Raw genomic sequence first — 21,941 nt, 5'->3', positions numbered from 1 at the left:
GAGGTCATTTATTATGATTGATACTTTAAAGAATAAAGCTGAAATTCTAAGATATTTAGGACATGGAAATCAAGAAATAGATAGTATAACAGATAGACTAATAGATGAGTCTATATATGAAATAAATTGTTTAAAGAAAGAAAAAAGTATTTATAATTTTTTTCATATACAAAGATGGAATGGAGAAATTAGATTAGATAATAGTAATCTAAGATTAAGAGGAAATGATATAAAAAAACATTTAAATAAGTCTGAAATTTGTATATTGATGGCTGTGACTTTAGGTCATGATGTGGATACTAGAATAAGATATTATGAAAAGATAGATATGACCAAGGCTTTAATATTGGATACTTGTGCTACTGTTGCTATTGAAGAGGTATGTGATAGATTATGTAAAGAAATATCTAATGTTCTTGTTAAAGATAATAGAAAATTAACATTAAGATATAGTCCAGGTTATGGAGATTTGCCAATAGAAATTCAAAAAGAATTTTTAGGAGTATTAGGGGCTGAAAAAGTAATAGGATTAACGGCTTCAACTAATAGTATATTAATACCTAGAAAATCAGTTACGGCAATAGCTGGAGTAATAAGCACAGATATAGAAGTTGAAGAAAATAGTTGTTTAAATTGTAATAAATATAGCATATGTAATTTTAGTAAGGGAGATGCTAGCTGTGGGAGTTAGAGATTATTTAGAGGAAGGAATTATAGTATTTGATGGGGCTATGGGTACTATTTTACAAGATAAAGGATTAAAGATAGGAGAGATACCAGAGAAATTAAATATTGAATCACCTGAAATAATAGTTGAAACACATAAGAAATATATAGAATCAGGTTCAAAAATTATAACTACCAATACCTTCGGAGCTAACGAATTGAAACTTAAAAATAGCGGATATACTGTTGAGGAAATAATCCATGGGGCAGTTAAAAATGTAAAAAAAGCCATTGGAACAAAGAATGTATATATAGCTTTAGATATAGGACCTATTGGAGAACTATTAGAACCTATGGGAACATTGAAATTTGAAGAGGCTTATAATATTTTTAAGAATCAAATTATTCAAGGTGTAAAAAACGGAGTAGACTTAATATTAATAGAAACTATGACAGATCTATATGAAGCAAAGGCTGCCATATTAGCTGCTAAAGAAAATTCAAATTTGCCAGTATTTTGTACGATGAGCTTTGAAAAAGATAAAAGAACATTTACAGGATGTAGTATTTTGTCTATGGTTATGGTGTTACAAGGATTAGGCGTAGATGCTTTAGGAGTTAATTGTTCATTAGGTCCTAAAGAATTAGAACCTATAGTAGAGGAAATATTAAAGATTTCTAAAGTGCCAGTTATGGTTCAAGCGAATGCAGGATTACCATCTATAGTTAATGGAAAGACAATTTTTAATATTTCTCCAGAAGAATTTGCTTTATATGGAAGAAGGTTTGTAGAAAAGGGTGTACGAATAATAGGCGGATGTTGTGGAACAACAGATAAGCATATAAAGAGTTTGGTCAATGGATTAGACAATGTTTTAGTAAAAGAAATAAAATATTGTCCCATAAACTGTATATGTACTCCTACAAATTCAGTGATAATTAATGGAGTAAAGGTAATAGGTGAAAGAATAAACCCAACAGGGAAAAAAGCTTTTAAAGATGCTTTAGTTAAAGGGAATATAGATTATATATTAAAAGAAGCCATAGTTCAAGTGGAATCGGGTTCAGATATTTTAGATGTAAATGTAGGATTGCCAGAAATAGATGAAGAGGAAACTATGGTTAAAGTTATTAAAGAAATACAGGGGGTATTGAATATTCCTCTTCAAATTGATTCCACTAATCCTAAAGTCATTGAAAAAGGATTGAGAATATATAATGGAAAAGCAATAGTGAATTCAGTAAATGGTGAAGATAAAAGTCTAGATAGCATCCTTCCCATAGTAAAAAAATATGGTGCTTCTGTAATAGGTCTTACATTAGATGAAAGAGGAATTCCACCAACTGCACTTGAAAGATTTAAAATTGCAGAAAAAATTGTAAAAAGAGCAAAGGAATATAATATATCTGAGGAGGATATTTATATAGATTGTTTAACATTAACTGCTGCAGCACAGCAAGAAGGAGTTAAAGAAACATTAAAAGCTATTGAGATGGTAAAGGGCAGGTTGAAGGTAAAAACTGTATTAGGTGTATCTAACGTATCTTTTGGACTTCCAAACCGTGAATTACTAAATAAGACATTTTTGGCAGCCAGTATATATGCAGGTTTGGATTTAGCCATAATAAATCCAATGAATAAAGAAATGATGGATACTATAATATCATCCAGAGTACTGTGGGATGAAGATAAGGGAGCAAAAGAATATATTAATTCCTTTGAAAGTATAGAAGACAAAAGTAATTCAAAAGACACTCAGGATATTAAAGAGGATTTATTTAATATAATTTTGAAGGGAATAAAAGAGGAAGCTAAAGATGCAACTAGAAGGTTACTTACTTATAAAGAGCCTTTAAATATAGTTAATGAATATATAATTCCTGCACTAGATTTAATTGGAGAAAGATATGAAAATGGAGATATATTTCTTCCCCAATTAATACGTTCAGCAGAAACTGTAAAGAATTCTTTTGAAATCATAAAAGAAGATTTAAGTATAGATTCAAAAGAACAAATTTCCAAAGGGAAGATAATATTGGCTACTGTAAAAGGAGATATTCATGATATTGGCAAAAACATAGTGAAGGTTTTATTGGAAAATTATAATTATGAAATTATAGATTTGGGAAAAGATGTACCTAAGGAAAAGATAGTGAAAGAAGCAATAAAAAATGATGTTAAATTAATAGGGCTAAGTGCTTTAATGACTACAACGGTTAAAAATATGGAAGATACTATTAAGGACTTGAAGGAGGAAAACCCAGAGTTTGTAGTTATGGTAGGAGGAGCTGTATTAAATCATGACTATGCCAATATGATAAACGCAGATTTCTATGCTAAAGATGCAAGGGAGGCCGTGAATATAGCGAGAAAAGTATTAGGATAAAATTAAAGATATAATAAAAAATGATTTAATAATAAAAAGGAGCTTTTATAAGCTTCTTTTTTTATGTGATTTTTAAATTACCATAGTAACATTTCATTATAGAATCTATTTATATATTGAAAGGTGAAAAAGTCGACTAAAGTAATCTTTAAAAAACAAAAAATAATAGGAGGTTTTATTTATGGCAAAAGTATTTTTAGATGCAGGGCATGGAGGACATGATCCAGGGGCATTAGGTAATGGATTGAGAGAAAAGGATATAGCATTATCAGTAACATTAAAGATAGGTAATATCTTAAAAAATCATGGAGTAAATGTAGGGTATTCTAGGACTACAGATGTATTCTTAGAATTAGCAGATAGGGCTACAAAAGCAAATAGTTTTGGTGCAAATGTATTTGTATCAGTTCATTGTAATTCTTTCACTGATTCATCAGCAAAAGGAGTTGAGACTTATAGTTATCCAGAAAGTACAACAGGTGCTAACTTATCAAAATCTATACAAAATAATATAATATCAAGTGGTGTATATACAGCAAATAGAGGAACAAAGACAGCAAACTTTGCAGTTCTAAGACTAACTAATATGCCAGCAGCTTTAGTAGAGTTAGGGTTTATATCTAATGCACAGGATGCTAATATATTAAAAAATAGACAAGATGAATTAGCAGTAGCAGTATCTAAGGGAATATTAAATTATCTTGGAATCCCATATAAAGATGGTGGTTCTGGTTCAACCCTTTATAGAGTACAGGTAGGAGCATTCTCAGTAAGAGCAAATGCTGATAATCTTGCCAATGAACTTAAAGGAAAAGGATATAGCCCAATAGTAGTTACAGTAGGAGGATTATATAAAGTACAAGTAGGGGCATTTAGTGTTAGAGCCAATGCAGAGGCTTTAGTAAAAGAACTTAAATCTAAGGGATATGAGGCAATGATAGTAACAGCCTAATGAAAACAAAGGCTAGGGAAAACCAAGGCACTGAAAAAGTTTTAGTAGAATAGAACAAAAGGCATAACTCCTACAACTATAGTTGTAGGAGTTATGCCTTTTGTTGTAAAACATAGAATATACTAATTAATGAAGGTAATTGTAATACTAAAAGAACAAATGAAAATGCTTTTAAATACAAAAAGATAAATGAAATAATTTGATTTTTCATTTGTTTATGATGAATTGGTATGTTTGAATGGAATAATTTTGCAAGAAGTATGGTAAACCAGTAAGATTATAATGTTAGGGTGTTATCAAATTTATCTATAGTGGTAGGTTATTCCATAGATAGAATTAATTGGACAATACTCTTCTTGGGATATAAACTTTATTAAGGTAATTATTAATATAACAATTATGGGAGGGTATTATGAAGAAGAAAATTGCGTTTTTATTGATTACGATACTGCTATTTGTATCTTTAGTTGGATGTGGAGATAGTGGAGTTAGTTCAACAGTAGAAGATAATAAATTTAAAGCACAAATGACCTTTAACGGTTCATCTACTTTAGCACCTGTAATATCAGCTATAGCAACAGAGTTTATTGAGTCAAATACTACATGGAACAATGTAGATTCTAGTTTTCCAGAAGAAAATATATCTATATATGTATCAGCAGGTGGGTCAGGTGCTGGAGCTAAATCAGTAATAGAAGGAACTAGTGATTTTGGTATGTTAGCTAGAGAAGTAAAAGGTGAAGAAAAAGAAAAGATAGGAGATATAAAGGAATTTGTCTTAGGTATAGATGCTTTAACAATTTCCATAAATCCAGAAAATCCATTAGTGAAACTAAAGGACAGTTTAAGTACTGAAGAAATAATGAAAATATTCTCAGGAGAATATAAGTATTGGAATGATTTAGATGAAAGCCTTGAGCATAAAGAAATTGTAGTCGTTATTAGAGATTTAGGTGGCGGAGCACATGAAGTATTTCAAAAAAGCATAATGGGAGATGTACAAGTAAGAGAAGATGCAATTCAATCTCCATCAATGGGTGCTTTAGTTACAAAAATTATTGAAAATAAAGACGCTATTGGTTATGCTTCATATGGTATGGTAAATCAAAATCAAGGGAAACTTATACCTTTGAAAGTAGATGGAATAGAACCAACAGAAGAAAATATAGTTAATGGATCATATAAGGTATCAAGACCTCTTATTGCAATAAAAAAAGGGGAGTTAACACAAGAACAGCAAGCATTTATGAACTTCGTTTTATCAGATGAAGGGTCACAAATGATTGAGAATATGGGGTTTGTACCAGCAAATTAGAATTAGGGGCTATAAAGCCCCTATTTTTTGAGGTGGTTAGGTGAAAAAAATAGAAAATAGTATTTTTAAAGGAATAGTAAGATTTCTAACTTTATTTTCTGTATTAATACTCTCTTTTATTATAGTTTTTATCTTAAAGGAAAGTATTGTATTTTTTAAAGAAGTATATATAATTAAATTTATTTTTGGAAGGAAATGGAATCCATTAGGATCTGCTGACAAATTGGCTATATTCCCTATAATATTAGGTACTATATATGTATCAGTTATAGGAATTATTATAGCATTACCTATTGGTATAGGGAATGCTATTGTTTTATCTAGTTATACAGATGGAAAGGTCAAAAGGGTAATTAGAAGTATAGTAGATATATTAGCAGGTATACCATCTGTGATTTATGGATTTATTGGTTTGTTAGTACTTGTAAAATTTTTAGAGATAAAGTTTGAATTTCCTACAGGTGAGTCAGTATTAGCAGGAGGAATAGTTCTATCTATTATGATGCTGCCATTTATTATTTCCACATGTGAAGAATCTATGGAAAAGGTATATGCTGAATATTCAGGATATTCAAATGCCTTAGGAGTATCTAAAAGTTATATGATTCGGAAGATAGTTTTACCTAATAGTAAAAGGAGTATTTTAGCCTCTATAGTACTAGCATTAGGTAGGGGTATGGGAGAGACTATGGCTGTAATGATGGTAATAGGTAATGCACCTATAATGCCTAAGTTGTTAGGGAAATGTCAAACCATACCTTCCTTAATTGCCCTGGAAATGGGAATGGCAGAGGTTGGGAGCCTACATTATCATGGTCTTTATGCTTCAGGATTTATACTTATGATGATTTTGTTAATTATTAATATAATTTTATATATAATAAAAAGAAAATTAATATAAAGGTTGAAATATATGAAAGAAAAAATTGAAGATAAAATATTTAAATTATGGATTATATCTAGTACCATAATAGTTGTCACAATTATAGTATTTGTTTTGGGGTATATTTTAAGGAAAGGTTTTGGAGCTATAGACTTAGAATTTATTTTTGGCAATCCCAAGGGTATACCATTAGGAGTAGAAGGTGGAATATTTCCTGCTATTATTGGTAGTTTATTATTGATGATTTTATCATGTATTTTTGCATCAATATTAGCTATTTCAACTGCTATTTACACAGTATTCTACTGTAGTTTTAGGAAAGTAAGAGATATTATTCATTTAATAATACAGTGTATGGCTGGTGTGCCTTCCATAGTATTAGGAATGTTTGGATATACTTTATTGATTTTATATCTTAGAATTAATAGGTCTCTTTTAACAGCAGCCATAACATTAGGGATTATGATATTTCCATATATTGAGGTCAGAGTAGAAAAGATACTTAATGAAGTTAATTCTAGTATAATCAATTCTTCTTATGCCTTAGGAATTTCAAAATTTCATACTATTATTAGATTAATCTTACCAATATGCAAAGCTGATATTATTTCGGCAATTCTTCTAGCAGGAGGATTTGCCATGGGAGCTACAGCACCAATAATATTAACAGGGGCTGTGATTTTCGCACCAATACCCCAATCCATATTTTCACCTGTTATGGCTCTTCCATTTCATCTCTATATATTAACAGGAGAGGGAATATCCCTTCAGAATGCTTATGGAACTGCTGCAGTACTTATTATAATATTACTATTAATAAATATTCTATCATTGATTATAGGCAGAAGAAAGGAGCATAGATAGATGGAAATAATAAAGGTAAATAATTTAAATGTAAGTTATGGAAATAAGTTAATATTAAAAAATTTGTCAATGCCCTTTATTAAAAATAAGATTACAGCAATTATAGGACCATCAGGATGTGGAAAATCTACATTTCTTACAACACTTAATTTAATGTTAGAGGAATATGATGGAAAATATAATGGAGAAATTCTTTTCAAAGATAAGGATATTAAAGCTTATGATAAAGATGAAATAAGAAAAATGATAGGTATGGTATTTCAAAAACCTACACCATTTCCCTTATCCATATATAAAAATATGACATATGCACCTATATATTATGGAGTACGAGATAAACAAGAATTAAGAAACTTAGTAGAAAGCAATCTAAAAAAAGTGGGACTTTTTGAGGAAGTAAGTAATGAATTAAACATGTCAGCTATGAAATTATCGGGAGGACAACAACAAAGGCTTTCCATAGCAAGAGCCTTAACCGTGGAGCCTGAAGTATTGCTATTAGATGAGCCTTGTTCTGCATTAGATATAAAGAACACTGCAATTATTGAAGAAATGTTATTAGAGCTTTCTAAGGAATATACCATAATAATAGTAACCCATAATTTATCTCAAGCAAAAAGAATATCAGATTATGTTGCATTTGTTTTAGATGGAGAGCTGATAGAATATGGACATACAAATGAAGTATTCTACAATCCACAGGATAAACGAACAAAAGAATATCTAGATGGAATATATGGATAGATTTAGTAGGAGGAATACAAATGATATTATATGAAATACCCGGTAGAGATAATATAGCAGTTGAAAATATTGTATTTGATTATAATGGTACAATTGCAGTGAATGGAAAGTTAATTGATGGAGTGAAGGAATTAATAAATGAATTAGCAAAATATGCGAAAGTCCATATCTTAACAGCTGATACCTATGGAACTGTGGCAAAGGAATGTGTTTATATTGATGCTGAAGTTATAACTTTTCCAAAAGAAAATGCAGGTAAATCAAAGAAAGAGATAGTAAGAAGTCTTGGTGGTCATAAGACCATATGTCTAGGTAATGGATATAATGATATTTTAATGTTTGAAGAGGCTATATTATCTATTGCAATAGTAGAAGGAGAAGGTGCTTGTGGAAAACTATTATCTAAGGCAGATATAGTTACTAGGTCTATTGAGGAAGGAATAGAAATATTGCTTAATAAGAATATGGTGAAGGCAACACTTAGGACTTAGAAGGAAAAAATCACTCTGTATTTTTATCAATTTATTAAAAACTGTTTTATTATTATATTGATCTATAAAAAAGAACCACATTTCATTGTGTTGAGTTAAAGGCAATGAAATGCGGTTCTTTTCATTATATAAATTGTTTCATGTCAACTTGTAATTATTTTTTTAATGGAACATTAGTACATAGGGGTTCTTTATTTTTATAGAAAATATTTAATATTTGAATCTGCCATATAAAGGAGAAGGGTATTATTATTTATTCAAAATAAAATGTTACTAAGCTTATTGCAGGATTTTAATTAACATATCTATATATTTTAGAAGATACAATATATTTCAGTGAACATTCAGAGTAGTCTGACATATAAATATAGAGTAAATAATATTAGCAAATCTTCTGGAAGGTTGAGGTGCAAAGTCCTAAAATTTAAAATGAAATACAATGACAGTTCAGCCACCAGATTATGAAAAGAAAGAGAAAGGAGGGAATTGTTATCATAATAAAAGGAGGTGTAATTTGATTAACTTAAATCTTCTATGATATTTATTAATTAAAATCTTAAAAATTAGGGGGAATATAATTTGGTAACGTTTTTTAAGTCAAGAAAAAGTAAATCTGTTGTATCCATGATGATAGCAATGTTTTTGATGCTTAGTTCATTTGTATCCTTTGCTGAGAATCTAGATACAAATCAAAGAAATCAGGAATTGTTAAAGGATAAGGTATCAAGTGAAGTATTTGATAGGTTTGATTCTGGGGAAGATAAGGTTGAAGTTTTAGTTAAATTAAGAGAACAAGCCGATGTAGAAAAAATAGCTAATGATGAAAGATTGCAGTTAAATTCTTTAAGGATTGATAATGATGAAATGAAATTATTGACTAGAGAAGCAGTCATTGATGAGTTAGAAAGTACTGCTGAAAGAACACAATATAGATTGTTACAATATATTGAAACTGAAACTAAAAATGGTAATATAGAAGAATATGAGTCCTATTATATAGTCAATATGATATATATAAAAGCTACGCAGGATGTAGTTAATAGAATAGCACTTATGAATGATGTAGAAAAAGTTTATTTTAATGAAAAAGTATACCTGAATGATTATACTAGAGAGCCAGAAGGTGTAATTGAGATATTAGAAGAAACAGATATAGTACAAGAAACTGACGCTGAGGAGGGTAAACTTGAAGTTATTGAAGAAGCAATGAAAGAAACCATAGCAAGTGATATTACCCCTAAAGCTGTATTACCGTCAGATATTGAATGGAATATAAAAATAGTAAATGCTGATAAAGTATGGAGCACATATGGGATTAATGGTACAGGTGTTGTAATAGGTATGATTGATTCAGGAGTAACATGGAATCACCCAGCCTTGAAAAATAAATATAGAGGGTATAATCCAGCAACTGGAGCAGTAAATCATAATGGGAACTGGTATGATGCATATGCTGGAAGAACAACCCCATATGATGATTCACAATCACCACATGGTACTCATGTTATGGGTACTATATTAGGGCAAGAACCATCAGGTAGAAACGCAATAGGTGTTGCACCTGGAGCTAAATTTATAGTTGCAAAAGGATTAGGCCCAAATGGAGGATCTGCAAACCAATTAATATCAGCAGGACAATGGATGCTTAAACCAGGTGGAAATGCTGCAAATGCACCAGATATAATTAATAATTCATGGGGTGGCGGTACTGGAATTAATGACTGGTTTAGAGGAGTAGTAAGATCATGGAGAGCGGCAGGAATTGTTCCAGTATTTGCTGCTGGAAATCAGCTTAGAGGAGAACCAGCTCCATGGCCAGGATCAATATCCTTACCATCATCATATCCAGAAAGTTTTGCAGTGGCAGCTACAGATTCATCTAATAGAAGGGCAAGTTTTTCTAAACTAGGACCTTCACCTTATGATAGTAATATACCAAAACCAGATATATCAGCTCCAGGAGTAAATATACGTTCATCAGTAATTAATGGATATGAAAGTGGTTGGAGCGGTACATCAATGGCAGCTCCCAATATTGCAGGAGTGGCGGCATTGATATTAGAAGCAAATCCAAATCTTTCAGTAATCCAAGTAGAAAATGTAATTAAAAACACTGCTACGCCTTTAACAGATACCACATACCGTACATCACCTAATATGGGATACGGATATGGTCTAGTAAATGCACTTAGAGCAGTAGAAAGTGTATCAAGATTACGATCATTACAACCAATAGAAACCAGCATATTAACAGGTAGGATAACCAATAGTAAAGGAGAAGCTATTTCAGATGCAAGTATAATAATAGATGATACATTATTATATACTACAACTAACAGCACTGGCTATTACACTATAGAAAATATACCTGCTGGGTCTTATACAGTAACAGTAACAGCTACAGGATATAATTCTATATCAGGTAATATAACTATAAATGTGAATCAAGAAATAACAGCCAATGGTACAATGGTTCTAAATACAGAACCAGTGCAAACTGGTACAATAGCAGGTAGAGTAATAGATTATAATACAGGAGAAGTTATTTCAGATGCAAAAGTAGATATTGATGGCACTTCACTTTATGTATATACAGATAATGATGGATATTTTATATTAAATAATGTACAAGAAGGAGTACAAACCATTTGGATATCAGGACATGAACACAGTGCTGTTTCAGGTAATCTTACAGTCACATCAGGAAAAATTATAAATGTTATGGCTAGATTAGTACCAAGTAGTGAATATAAATCAATAGTAGAAGATGAAATAACTGAGCCAATATTAGAGCCGATTATTGAATTACCAATCGTTGAGCCACCAAAAGTTGATATGTAGACAGAGGTACTGGAGTTTTGTCTTACACAAAATCACCTATCAATACTGATAGGTGATTTTGCATATATTGATATTTGATGATTGTCTTATTTATTTATATAAATTGGACTAATCCTAATGAGATATAGTTACTGACTAGGGTCTAAAAAAGAGGCTGTTTCATAACTATTCTAAAGTTATGAAACAACCCCTTTTTTATTTAATAGATAAAAAGAGAGACCTAAATTAAATGGAGAATTTTTATAAATAAGCAATATTCTTTTGATATATTGATATGAGACAATACATTTGTGACAAGTAAATATGAAAAAAGGAAAGACCTCTGATATAATGTTGTTTACCATAACAAACAAAAATCGGAGGGATCTTTCCTTATGAAAACAATTATAACAGAAGAGATGAGATTTCGTCAAAGGGTAGTTAAATATGCAATTAAACATGATAATAATGCTAAAGCAGCTAGAAGATACCACACTAGCCGTCAGCAAGTCCAACGTTGGAGAAAAAGATATGATGGAGATGTAAGATCTTTGGCAAATAAAAGCAGAAGACCACAATTTCATCCTAACCAACATACTCAAGAAGAGTTGGACTTAATAAAGCATAAACATAGATACCATCAGCATGAAGGATATGCACAAGTGTATCGGAAGTTAAGGGATGCAGGGTATAAAAGAACTTATGACTCTATGTGTAGACAGCTAAGAAAAATGAAATTAAACGTAGCCAAGAAAAGAGCTAGTTATCCTAAATCTAATTATCGTAAAGATGCTACTACTTATCCTGGAGAAAGAGTGCAAATAGATGTAAAATATGTTCCAAATGAATGTATTGGTTTTGCAAGTAATCATAGTAGATACTACCAAATAACAGCTATTGATGAATATTCAAGAAAGAGATATTTAGAATTAGTTAATGAACTTAGCACATATAGTACATCTAACTTTTTAACACGATTAGAAGATAAATTAGGATTTAAAGTTGAATTGGTTCAAACTGATAATGGAATCGAATTTGTTAATGATCAAGATATTACAAATAAGAAAACTAGATTTGAAAAGTATTTAGAAAAGCTAGATATAAAACACAAACGTATTCGTCCATATTCACCATGGCAAAATGGTATAGTAGAGCGTAGTCATAGGATAGATAATGAATTATTCTACAGCAGAAGACGGTTTAGTAGCTATAAAGAAATGGAGAAGTCATTTAGAAGATATAGTAACAAATACAATAACATAGCAAGGAAAATTCTTAACTTTAAGACGCCAAATGAAATAGTTGAGGAGTACTTCTCTAAAAATGCTGCTTAAGATGGTATTACTAATAATTATTTAATCAAGGATCGCTATCGCTTTCCTCCTTGACAAAATAATTACTAGCAATTTAAGAAAACCACAGCATTATTCAGAGAAAATTTTTCAGAGGTCTGTGTCACATATGTTTGACTTCTCTAGAAAATAAGCAATATTCTTTTGATATATACACTTCATTGAAATCCATGCTATAATTAGAATATAGATAATTTGTAATTAAACAAATAGGTAATGGTAAAATAAACATACATTACATAGTTTAGGAGGCAAAAATGACTGAAGTTATTGTACATAAAATGAAATATTATGGTGGAAAAGTGAATTCAGACATAGATGTAGTTAATTATAGTAATGAATATTATAATGATTATCGAAGAATTAGTTGTGACTGCTTTCGGAATTTAAGAATAGCTACAAACTTAAACCCAGATTCATTTTACACACAAGAGGAAATGAACGAAAAGAGACATAATGTTTTTATTATGTTTATAGATCAAGAAATGGTAGGTTCTGTTGAAACACATGAGAATATAATAGATCATTTGTTTGTTAATCCTAAATATCAAAATAAAGGATATGGAAAGAAACTTTTATTTTTTGCTATTAATCATCTACAGGAAACAGGAACTGATGAAATTATTTTATTTGTTGCAGACTTGAATAAAGAAGCTATTCAGCTATATTTGAATAACGGATTTAAATGTATAAACACAACAATAGAAAATTGGGGATAATAAGCACAATTTATAGCAAATTTCTTTTGCAATATATTTTTATAGGATTACAAATTAATTTATTTTTAAACTTATTTGATATATTGGTGTTAGTATAATATTGTAGACACGATTTTCCGAATACTATAAAATATAGAAAAGGAAGGAAGTGTCTAGAATGTCAAAAAGGTATACAGAAGAATATAAAAATACCATTGTAGAACTTTATAATTCCGGTAAAACACTTGCTGAGCTTAATAGTGAATATGGCCTACCTAAATCTACAATATTAACATGGGTAAAGAAGGCTGAACCCATAGCAGTAGATAACAATAAAACAATTACACAAGCTGATTATCAAGCCATGCTTAAGAAGATGGCTAGAATAGAAGAGGAAAACGAAATATTAAAAAAAGCCATGGCCATATTTGCAAAGAAGTAAGCTCAATATATAAGTTCATTACTGATAATAAAGATATACATGATATAAAACTAATGTGTGAAGTATTAAAAGTATCTAGAAGTTCATATTACAAGCACCTCAATAAAAAAGAAAGCAAAAGAAGTATTGAAAATAGATTTCTAGAAAATGAAATTCTAAATATATATAAAGCTAGTAAATCTCGGTATGGAGCTCCTAAGATATATGAAAAACTAAAGGCTAATGGTGTATTTATAAGTCTTAAAAGAACTCAAAGGCTTATGAACAAGCTGGGTATAAAATCAATAGTATGTAAGAAATTTAGACCACATTCATTAAAAACTAAAGTTGAAAGTAGAGAAAACATAATCAATAGAGACTTCTCTACAGCTGGGATCAATCAGAAATGGGTAACTGATATTACCTATATTCATACAATTAAAGACGGCTGGTGCTATCTTGCTTCCGTTATGGATCTTAATAGTAGGAAGATAGTTGGATACTCTATGTCTAAAAGTATAGATACTAAATTGGCTATAAAGGCTTTAGATAATGCCTATAAGCTTCAGAAACCTGCTGAAGGTCTAATTCTTCATAGTGATCTAGGAAGTCAATATACAAGTTATGAATTTGAGAAATATGTTAAAGAGCACAAACTAATTCACTCCTTTAGCGGTAAAGGAAACCCCTATGATAATGCTTGTATAGAATCCTTTCACTCAGTATTGAAGAAAGAAGAAGTTAATCTAGTTAAGTATTTCGATTTTGATGTTGCCAGGCTTGCAATATTTGAGTATATTGAATCATGGTATAACAGAGAAAGAATACATAGCTCCTTAGGCTATATCACTCCCCAAGAATGGGAAGATAATTCTAAGAGGGTTGCATAAAGTTTATTCGAGAAAATGTGTCTACTATATTGACATAGGTCCAATTTAATAGAACTATATTAGAATGTAAATGTAGATTGTGGAGTTGTAGAAATAAAAAAGAGTGTAATTTAATAGAACTATATTAGAATGTAAATTTTGCTAATGTAATATTTGCTGATACATTTATTATCATTTAATAGAACTATATTAGAATGTAAATGTACACAATAATAATTCTTTTCCAAGTAAATATTCTATTTAATAGAACTATATTAGAATGTAAATAGACTATTCAAGGCATTATCTGCTTTATCTTTTAGGATTTAATAGAACTATATTAGAATGTAAATACAAGAAATAGGAATAACGGGAACTACAGCACTTGAATTTAATAGAACTATATTAGAATGTAAATTAATATAGCGATTGAGTATCTTTTACTTTTGCCCCTATTTAATAGAACTATATTAGAATGTAAATAGCATTGGATCATGAATCATCATAATAGCGTTTCTAATTTAATAGAACTATATTAGAATGTAAATTGCAAGTGTTTTGATTGTTAGAAGTTTATAAAAACAAAAAAAGATAGGATTTAATTCCTATCTTTTCTTTTATATTCTACTGTTTGTGCGAGAAGAACTAATGCCGGTGGCCGGATTCGAACCGGCACGGTGTTGCCACCGGTGGATTTTGAGTCCACTACGTCTGCCAATTCCATCACACCGGCAAATACATTACTCAAATATAATAGCATAAAATACTAAAATAATCAATATTTTATTTTACCTTTTGTTTACTGAAATTATGTTTTGAGGTATACTATAAAGTAGTAAAGAATGGAGTGATCTAATGGATAAGAAAAAATTGATGATTATAGATGGAAGTGCTTTAATACATAGAGCATTTTATGCTCTGCCCTTATTGTCCAATAAAAATAATGTATATACAAATGGAGTTTATGGATTTTTAACAATGTTATATAAAGTGGAAGAGGAAATTAATCCGGATTATATATGTGTAGTTTTTGATAAAAAAGGACCTACTTTTAGACATGAACAATATGAACAATATAAAGGACATAGACAGGCTACACCTTCAGAACTAGTACAACAATTTCCAATTATAAGAGAAATACTTGATGCTATGAACATAAAATATTTAGAGGTTACAGGATTTGAGGCAGATGATATAGCAGGTACATTAGCTAAAGTAGGTGAAAAGGAATCAATGGAAGTTGTTCTAGTAACTGGAGATAAAGATTATCTTCAACTTGCTACAGATAATACAAGAGTTTTAATTACTAGAAAAGGTATTACAGAAATAGAGGAATTTAATAGAAATAAAATAATAGAAGTATATGGAATTACTCCAGAACAACTTATTGACTTAAAGGGATTAATGGGAGATCAATCCGATAATATTCCAGGAGTACCAGGAATTGGTGAAAAAACTGGACTAAAATTATTAAAAGAATATGGTACAATTGAAAATATATATGAAAATATAGAAAATATTAGTGGAAAAAAACTAAAAGAAAACTTAACTGAAAATAAGGACCTCGCTTTTTTAAGTAGAAAGCTTGGAGAAATTATAACTTCTGTACCTATAGAAGTTGGTCTTGAAGATTTAAAGACTAAGGAGCCAGATTGGGAAGTGTTAAGAAAGCTTTATGAAGAGCTTGAATTTAATAGTCTAATTAGTAAAATAGCAGGTGAAGATTTACAAGAAGAAGAGATATATTCTTCTCTATCTTATAATATAATAAATTATTCAAGCTATGAAGAATTAATTAGCACAATAAAAGAAGAAAATAAGTTTGGATTTAAGTTTATTGTATCAAATAATAAGTATATTGAGGATAAAATAATTGCTGTAGGGATTAAAACATCAAATTCAATGAATATTATCTATATAGATAATCAAGAAGAGTTTGCTAATAGTTTTAAATCTATATTTGAAGATAAATCAATTGAAAAGGTAGGTCATGATTTAAAATCAGATATAATTATTTTAAAAAGATTAGGAATTGAAGTAGAAAGTATTATATTTGATTCTATGATAGCTGCATATTTAATTAACCCATCTCAGACATCTTATTCTATAAATAATATAAGTAAAGAATACTTGGGTTATTATGGTAAAGACGAAGAAATGTTACTAGGAAAAGGAAAGTCTAAGAAAGGCTTTGACGAACTAAGTAAGGAAGAAATAGGAGATTATTTAGCATTTCTATTAGATACAGTTTTCAATATAGAAGATAATATGAAAAAGATTGTTGAAGAGCAGGAAATGCTGGAACTTTACTATGATGTGGAATTGCCTTTAGTTGAAGTGTTAAGCAGTATGGAATATTATGGATTTAAAATAGATAAGGAAGAATTAAATGGACTTAGAGAAGAATATAATGAAGAGATAGATACTTTAACAAGGGATATATATGAATTAGCGGATATAGAATTTAACATTAATTCACCTAAACAATTAGGAGAAATCTTATTTGAAAAATTATCTTTACCAGTTATTAAGAAGACAAAAACAGGATATTCTACAGATGTAGAAGTTCTAGATAAATTAAAAGAACAGCATCCTATAATCAATAAAATTCTTAGATATAGACAAATTGTAAAATTAAAATCAACATATATAGATGGATTATTGAATCTTTTAAACAAAGATACAGATAGGATTCACTCAAGTTTTAACCAGACTATAACTACTACAGGAAGAATAAGCAGTACAGAACCAAATCTACAGAATATACCAATAAGGACTGAGGATGGAAGAAAAATTAGAAAAGCTTTTATTGCAGAAAATAAAGACTATATTTTAGTAGATGCAGACTACTCTCAAATCGAATTAAGAGTATTAGCACATATATCTAGGGATTCAAAATTAATTGAAGCATTTAATACTAATGAAGATATTCATACAAAGACGGCTTCAGAAGTATTTAATGTGCCAAGAGAAGAAGTTACATCTTTAATGAGAAGCAATGCCAAGGCTGTAAACTTTGGAATAATCTATGGAATATCTGATTTTGGATTATCAAGGGATTTAAATATTTCAAGAAAAGAAGCAAAAGAATATATTGATAACTATCTAAGAAATTATGAAAAGGTTAAGGAATATATGGAAAATATAGTTGAGTTGGGGAAAGCTAATGGATATGTAGAGACTATACTCCATAGAAGGAGATATATACCAGAACTTAAAGCTAAAAACTTCAATATCAAATCTTTTGGAGAACGTATAGCTATGAATACTCCAATTCAAGGTTCAGCCGCAGATATAATAAAGGTAGCAATGGTTAAAGTATATAATGAGTTGAAGAATAGGAATCTAAAATCAAAATTAATATTACAAATCCATGATGAACTTATAATTGAAGCAGATAAAGAGGAAGTAGAAGAGGTAAAGGAACTGATGAAGAGTATAATGGAAAGTTGTATAAAATTAGATGTACCTCTTATAGTTGATTTAGAAACAGGTGACAGTTGGTATGAAACAAAATAATTGTATATTAATAGGATTGACAGGCGGAATATCTTCAGGTAAATCTACTGTATCTCATATAATAAAAGAAAAAGGGTATCCATTAATTGATGCCGATAAAATTGCTAGAGAAGTAGTTGAAATAAACAAACCAGCATATATAGAAATAGTTAAGGAATTTGGAAAAGAAATATTACTAAAAAATAAATCTATAAATAGAAAAGAACTGGGAAATATTATATTTATGGATAGGATTTCTAAGGAAAGATTAGAAAGTATAATTCATCCCTATATTTTTCAAGAAATTAAAAATGAAATAGATAAGCTTAGTATTTATAATTCTACTATATTTCTGGATATTCCTTTATTATTTGAGCAATATGAATTATGGAAGGAATATGACATTAAATTTAATGAAATATGGGTGGTATATCTTGATAAAACTACTCAATTAGATAGATTGATGAAAAGAGATAGCATTTCAAAAGAAGAAGCACTTAGAAAAATGGAATCACAAATGGATATAGAAATTAAAAAAGCAAAATCTTCCAAGACAATTGATAACAGCGGAGATATGAAGTTTTTAGAAAAACAGATAGATAAATTACTAGAGAAATTAATCTAATCTTGGAGGGGTTCTTTGTTGTTCAAAATAAGAAAATTAATTAAAAAAACTATTATATTTTTTACTATTATTATTTTAATAATTGTTGGTGGTCTTGTAGTCTTGACTACTAAATATCCAATAGGATATAAAAGTGCCATAGTAAAATATTCTAATGAATATAATTTAGATCCTTATTTAGTAGCATCAATTATTAATGTAGAAAGCAAATATGATAAAAATGCTATATCTAGTAAAGAAGCCAAGGGTCTAATGCAAATAGCACCACAAACAGGACAGTGGGCAGGTGAAGTTCTAGGAATAGAAAATTATAATGCTGAAATGTTATTTGATCCTGAAGTAAATATTAGAATAGGTACATGGTATCTCAATAATCTTTTTACGGAATTTAATGGAGATTTAGATTTAGTTCTGGCAGCTTACAATGCAGGAAGTGGAAATGTAAGTAAGTGGCTAGACAATGAAGAATATTGTAGAGATGGAGTTACTTTGTCAGTTATTCCATTTAAGGAAACTAAGGATTATTTAGTAAAAATACAGGACAATTATAAAGTTTATAGTTCAGTATATAAGGAATATATAATGAATCCTACAGATAAAGACTCTTTATATATTAATCTATTGCATAATATTAGAAGGGTTTTAAAAGAATTAATGAGAAACATATAATGAGGTGAATAGATGAAATATAAAAAAAATTTATCTTTATTTCTTGTAATATTAATGGTTACTATGACCATAGGTTGTAGTGAAGATAGTATGGTTTTAGGAAATAATAAGGATATGAATTTACTTGAAGAAGGAGAAGGGACTAGTGACTATACACCTGTCCCAGGAGGACAAGCAATACTTCCATTGACCAATTTTAATACTCTAAATCCCCTTCTAACTGAAAATAGTAACTATTACTTTTTTAGTAAACTTATATTTGAAGGTTTATTTGAATTTGATAATAATTTAAATATAACAAATCAATTGGCTGAATCCTATAATATAAAAGACAATGGAAGAATTGTTGAGATTCAATTGAGAAAAGATGTTCTTTGGCATGACGGACAAAAATTTAGTGCTGAAGATGTGGCTTTTACTATAGATACTATTAAATATGCTAGTTTAGATAGCACATATAAACAGATGTTTTCAAATTCATTGGGAGTATATGGACAAGGTGATATAAAAAACATCTTAAATGTAAATATTACTGGTACAAATAGTTTAAATATTACATTTGATAAATCTCTTGGTAATAATCTGGAAGTTTTAACATTTCCTATAATACCTAAACATATTTTCAATTCAGCAGGTAATAGTAGATATATTAAGGCGTTGGAAGTAAATAACTATAAGCCAATAGGTACTGGACCATTTAAATTTGACTCATATGAAAAGATGAAAGAAATAAAATTAATAGCTAATGATGACTATTGGAACGATAGACCTTATATTGATGAAATATTGGGTATGGTATTTGAAAGTGAAGAAGACATACTAACTGCTTTTGAAACTGGACAAATCAGCATGGCTACCACTGTAGATGTTGACTGGGATAAGTATGCTCAGAATAATAGAATAAATATATTAGAATTTGTTTCTTCTAATTATGAGTTTTTAGGATTTAACTTTGGAAAAGAATTATTCTCGGGAGAGAAAGGGGAAGGTCTGCGAAGAGCAATAGCCTATGCCATAGATAGACAAGCTATTATTCAAAAGGTATATTTAGGACATGGCACTCAAGTGGATGTACCAATACATCCAGACTCTTGGCTTTTATCTGATAATGCAAATAAATTTGGTTATAATATAGATTTAGCAAAAGCAGAGTTAAGCAAGATAGGTTTTAAAGATATGGATAATGATGGAATTATAGAAGATGAAAGTGGAAATAAGATTTTCCTTAAAATCTTAACTAATTCCTATAATATTACAAGGCTAAAGACTGCAGAGATGATAAAGGATGATTTAAGAAAAGTTGGAATACTGGTTAGTATATATCCAGAAAATAATAAAAGCAATAGTATCACTAGAGATGATATAGATAAACAATGGGAATTAGTAAATAATCATTTAGCATCAGGAGATTATGATATAGCACTTCTTGGATGGCAATTATCTGTAATTCCTGACTTATCCTTTGCTTTCCATAGTTCAAGGATTTCTCAAAATACAAACTTTATTAGATATTCCAGAGAAAATATGGACAACTTGCTTCAGAAAACTTCTACTGCTGGAACAAGAGAAGAAAAATTAAAGTCCTATAGTGAATTGCAGGAATTAATTACTAAAGATCTACCTTATGTAAGTTTATTCTTCAGAAATAAGGCTTTATTAATAGATAGCAAAATAATAGGAGACTTAAATCCTAGATTATTTAACCCATATAAGGGTATAGAAAAAGCCTATATACCAGAAGAATTCCAGTAATAATGTATTGAAAAAAAGTTGAAAATATAGTAAAATCATATTGTTATTAATAAGATGCGAGTATGCTGGAATTGGCAGACAGGCATGTTTGAGGGGCATGTATCAGAAATGATGTGTGGGTTCAAGTCCCACTACTCGCACTAAAAATTAGATATTCAAATTATAATATAATGACAAGGGTTTTGAATGAGAAATTCAAGACCCTTGTTTTTTTATTTAATAGGAAAGTCCTACTTTCCTATTAAATAAAGAAAGGCAGCTCAAGAATTTTGTGCATGCCAATAAATCCTAATGAAGATTAGACTATTTTTTATATTCGTAATGAGTCCTACGAATGCCTGTATAGGATTTTGGATTCATGATACCATCACAAACCTGACATGTTGAGACTATAATTCTGATAACGTATTGTGGCAAAAATGATAAATAGGGCGAGTTGACCACAGGATATAGTGATTTTGGAGCGAATATAGGGGAGGGAATTAGTGAAAAAATACCGTTTTTATCCACTGTTTTTAGGGTGATTTATAGGCGACATATGATATTTCAGAGATGATAGCTTGAAATCTAGAAATTGATATTCCAAAAAGATATGAGGAAATCTTCTAAGTTTAATAGAATATAAAGAAAATTTTATAGAAATGTGGAAGGCTGAAAATGAACCTAGGGGATATAGGTCTATGGAATTAGTAAGGATTATAGAAGATGGAGAGCCAATTGAAGAATTTGATATAGATTTATATTTTAAGATGATTGAGAAGATAATAGTATTTGGGGATTAGAAGATAGTTGTAAATTTTCTAGATGAAACAAAGATTGAATGTATAATTAAATAGTGAAGATTAAGATTTAAACCAGTTAGGATTTGGCGGGAAAATCCTAACTGGTCTTCGTTATTCGACAAAGCATGTTGAATGATGTCTAAAACAGTCGAA

Annotated in this window: 16 protein-coding genes, 2 tRNA genes and 1 CRISPR repeat array; of the genes, 17 read left to right on the top strand and 1 reads right to left on the bottom strand. The window is 29.6% G+C overall.

From position 1 onward, the window contains the following. The first annotated feature begins 13 nt into the window (after positions 1-13). The 12 genes from KQI41_RS12620 (at position 14) to KQI41_RS12565 (ending at position 14,483) form a co-directional block, all read left to right on the top strand. Positions 14-691: a methionine synthase gene (locus KQI41_RS12620; RefSeq protein ID WP_154441555.1), complete on the top strand. Its 678-nt coding sequence runs from the start codon at positions 14-16 to the stop codon at positions 689-691. Continuing rightward, the gene (locus KQI41_RS12615) at positions 672-3,053 is read left to right on the top strand and encodes a homocysteine S-methyltransferase family protein (protein WP_154441553.1); all 2,382 of its coding nucleotides are present in this window, start codon (positions 672-674) and stop codon (positions 3,051-3,053) included. Before KQI41_RS12620 ends, KQI41_RS12615 begins: the two co-directional genes overlap by 20 nt. Positions 3,054-3,234: 181 nt before the next feature. After that, positions 3,235-4,005, top strand: a complete 771-nt coding sequence (locus KQI41_RS12610; protein WP_154441551.1) for an N-acetylmuramoyl-L-alanine amidase — start codon at positions 3,235-3,237, stop codon at positions 4,003-4,005. 412 nt (positions 4,006-4,417) lie between these two features. Further along, a complete protein-coding gene (locus KQI41_RS12605; protein WP_154441549.1) occupies positions 4,418-5,320 on the top strand; it encodes a phosphate ABC transporter substrate-binding protein in 903 nt (300 codons plus the stop codon). A 40-nt stretch (positions 5,321-5,360) separates the two neighbouring features. Continuing rightward, a complete protein-coding gene (gene pstC, locus KQI41_RS12600) occupies positions 5,361-6,221 on the top strand; it encodes a phosphate ABC transporter permease subunit PstC (protein ID WP_326828345.1) in 861 nt (286 codons plus the stop codon). A 12-nt stretch (positions 6,222-6,233) separates the two neighbouring features. Beyond that, on the top strand, positions 6,234-7,067 hold the full coding sequence (locus tag KQI41_RS12595; RefSeq protein ID WP_154441547.1) for a PstA family ABC transporter permease: 834 nt from the start codon (positions 6,234-6,236) through the stop codon (positions 7,065-7,067). Then, positions 7,068-7,811 (top strand): phosphate ABC transporter ATP-binding protein, encoded by a 744-nt coding sequence (locus tag KQI41_RS12590; protein WP_154441545.1) that lies wholly within the window; start codon positions 7,068-7,070, stop codon positions 7,809-7,811. A gap of 20 nt (positions 7,812-7,831) precedes the next feature. Next, on the top strand, positions 7,832-8,302 hold the full coding sequence (locus tag KQI41_RS12585; protein ID WP_154441543.1) for an HAD family hydrolase: 471 nt from the start codon (positions 7,832-7,834) through the stop codon (positions 8,300-8,302). A gap of 579 nt (positions 8,303-8,881) precedes the next feature. Continuing rightward, entirely contained in the window at positions 8,882-11,143 is a 2,262-nt protein-coding gene (locus KQI41_RS12580; RefSeq protein ID WP_154441541.1) for a S8 family serine peptidase, read from the top strand. A 374-nt stretch (positions 11,144-11,517) separates the two neighbouring features. Continuing rightward, a complete protein-coding gene (locus tag KQI41_RS12575) occupies positions 11,518-12,456 on the top strand; it encodes a DDE-type integrase/transposase/recombinase (protein ID WP_216584757.1) in 939 nt (312 codons plus the stop codon). 275 nt (positions 12,457-12,731) lie between these two features. Further along, the gene (locus KQI41_RS12570) at positions 12,732-13,193 is read left to right on the top strand and encodes a GNAT family N-acetyltransferase (RefSeq protein WP_154441531.1); all 462 of its coding nucleotides are present in this window, start codon (positions 12,732-12,734) and stop codon (positions 13,191-13,193) included. Between the two features lie 157 nt (positions 13,194-13,350). Then, positions 13,351-14,483, top strand: a protein-coding gene (locus KQI41_RS12565) for an IS3 family transposase (protein WP_216585441.1) whose coding sequence is annotated in 2 segments (ribosomal slippage) — positions 13,351-13,588 and positions 13,588-14,483 — 1,134 coding nt in all. Because the reading frame shifts where the segments join, the coding sequence is not laid out codon by codon here. Between the two features lie 43 nt (positions 14,484-14,526). Next, positions 14,527-15,010: a CRISPR direct-repeat array (repeat unit 29 nt; unit sequence ATTTAATAGAACTATATTAGAATGTAAAT). A 101-nt stretch (positions 15,011-15,111) separates the two neighbouring features. Here the strand turns inward: KQI41_RS12565 and KQI41_RS12560 are convergent. Beyond that, a tRNA-Leu gene (locus tag KQI41_RS12560) sits at positions 15,112-15,195 on the bottom strand. A 122-nt stretch (positions 15,196-15,317) separates the two neighbouring features. On the opposite strand from KQI41_RS12560, the gene polA reads away from it, so the two are divergent. The 5 genes from polA (at position 15,318) to KQI41_RS12535 (ending at position 21,146) form a co-directional block, all read left to right on the top strand. Then, entirely contained in the window at positions 15,318-17,981 is a 2,664-nt protein-coding gene (gene polA, locus KQI41_RS12555; RefSeq protein WP_216585440.1) for a DNA polymerase I, read from the top strand. Then, positions 17,968-18,585: a dephospho-CoA kinase gene (gene coaE / locus KQI41_RS12550; RefSeq protein ID WP_216585439.1), complete on the top strand. Its 618-nt coding sequence runs from the start codon at positions 17,968-17,970 to the stop codon at positions 18,583-18,585. Before polA ends, coaE begins: the two co-directional genes overlap by 14 nt. An 18-nt stretch (positions 18,586-18,603) precedes the next feature. Further along, complete coding sequence (locus KQI41_RS12545; protein ID WP_229768585.1) at positions 18,604-19,254, top strand: lytic transglycosylase domain-containing protein; 651 nt, start codon at positions 18,604-18,606, stop codon at positions 19,252-19,254. Between the two features lie 12 nt (positions 19,255-19,266). Continuing rightward, entirely contained in the window at positions 19,267-21,006 is a 1,740-nt protein-coding gene (locus KQI41_RS12540; RefSeq protein ID WP_216585438.1) for a peptide ABC transporter substrate-binding protein, read from the top strand. A 56-nt stretch (positions 21,007-21,062) separates the two neighbouring features. Then, positions 21,063-21,146: transfer RNA gene (locus KQI41_RS12535), tRNA-Leu, on the top strand. The last annotated feature ends 795 nt before the right edge of the window (positions 21,147-21,941 follow it).

The sequence above is a fragment of the Tissierella pigra genome (genome assembly GCF_018917845.1).
In the GTDB taxonomy this organism is placed as follows: domain Bacteria; phylum Bacillota; class Clostridia; order Tissierellales; family Tissierellaceae; genus Tissierella; species Tissierella pigra.
Note: the sequence above shows the minus strand (reverse complement) of the source record. Positions and strands in the feature narration are given on the sequence as shown.

What these genes read in the sequence shown, in the direction of transcription:
- KQI41_RS12615 (WP_154441553.1), top strand. Translation starts at nt 672, where the DNA reads ATGCTAGCTGTGGGAGTTAGAGATTATTTAGAGGAAGGAATTATAGTA.
- KQI41_RS12590 (WP_154441545.1), top strand. Translation starts at nt 7,068, where the DNA reads ATGGAAATAATAAAGGTAAATAATTTAAATGTAAGTTATGGAAATAAG.
- KQI41_RS12610 (WP_154441551.1), top strand. Translation starts at nt 3,235, where the DNA reads ATGGCAAAAGTATTTTTAGATGCAGGGCATGGAGGACATGATCCAGGG.
- KQI41_RS12570 (WP_154441531.1), top strand. Translation starts at nt 12,732, where the DNA reads ATGACTGAAGTTATTGTACATAAAATGAAATATTATGGTGGAAAAGTG.
- KQI41_RS12620 (WP_154441555.1), top strand. Translation starts at nt 14, where the DNA reads ATGATTGATACTTTAAAGAATAAAGCTGAAATTCTAAGATATTTAGGA.
- polA (WP_216585440.1), top strand. Translation starts at nt 15,318, where the DNA reads ATGGATAAGAAAAAATTGATGATTATAGATGGAAGTGCTTTAATACAT.
- KQI41_RS12575 (WP_216584757.1), top strand. Translation starts at nt 11,518, where the DNA reads ATGAAAACAATTATAACAGAAGAGATGAGATTTCGTCAAAGGGTAGTT.
- coaE (WP_216585439.1), top strand. Translation starts at nt 17,968, where the DNA reads ATGAAACAAAATAATTGTATATTAATAGGATTGACAGGCGGAATATCT.
- KQI41_RS12540 (WP_216585438.1), top strand. Translation starts at nt 19,267, where the DNA reads ATGAAATATAAAAAAAATTTATCTTTATTTCTTGTAATATTAATGGTT.
- KQI41_RS12585 (WP_154441543.1), top strand. Translation starts at nt 7,832, where the DNA reads ATGATATTATATGAAATACCCGGTAGAGATAATATAGCAGTTGAAAAT.
- KQI41_RS12595 (WP_154441547.1), top strand. Translation starts at nt 6,234, where the DNA reads ATGAAAGAAAAAATTGAAGATAAAATATTTAAATTATGGATTATATCT.
- KQI41_RS12605 (WP_154441549.1), top strand. Translation starts at nt 4,418, where the DNA reads ATGAAGAAGAAAATTGCGTTTTTATTGATTACGATACTGCTATTTGTA.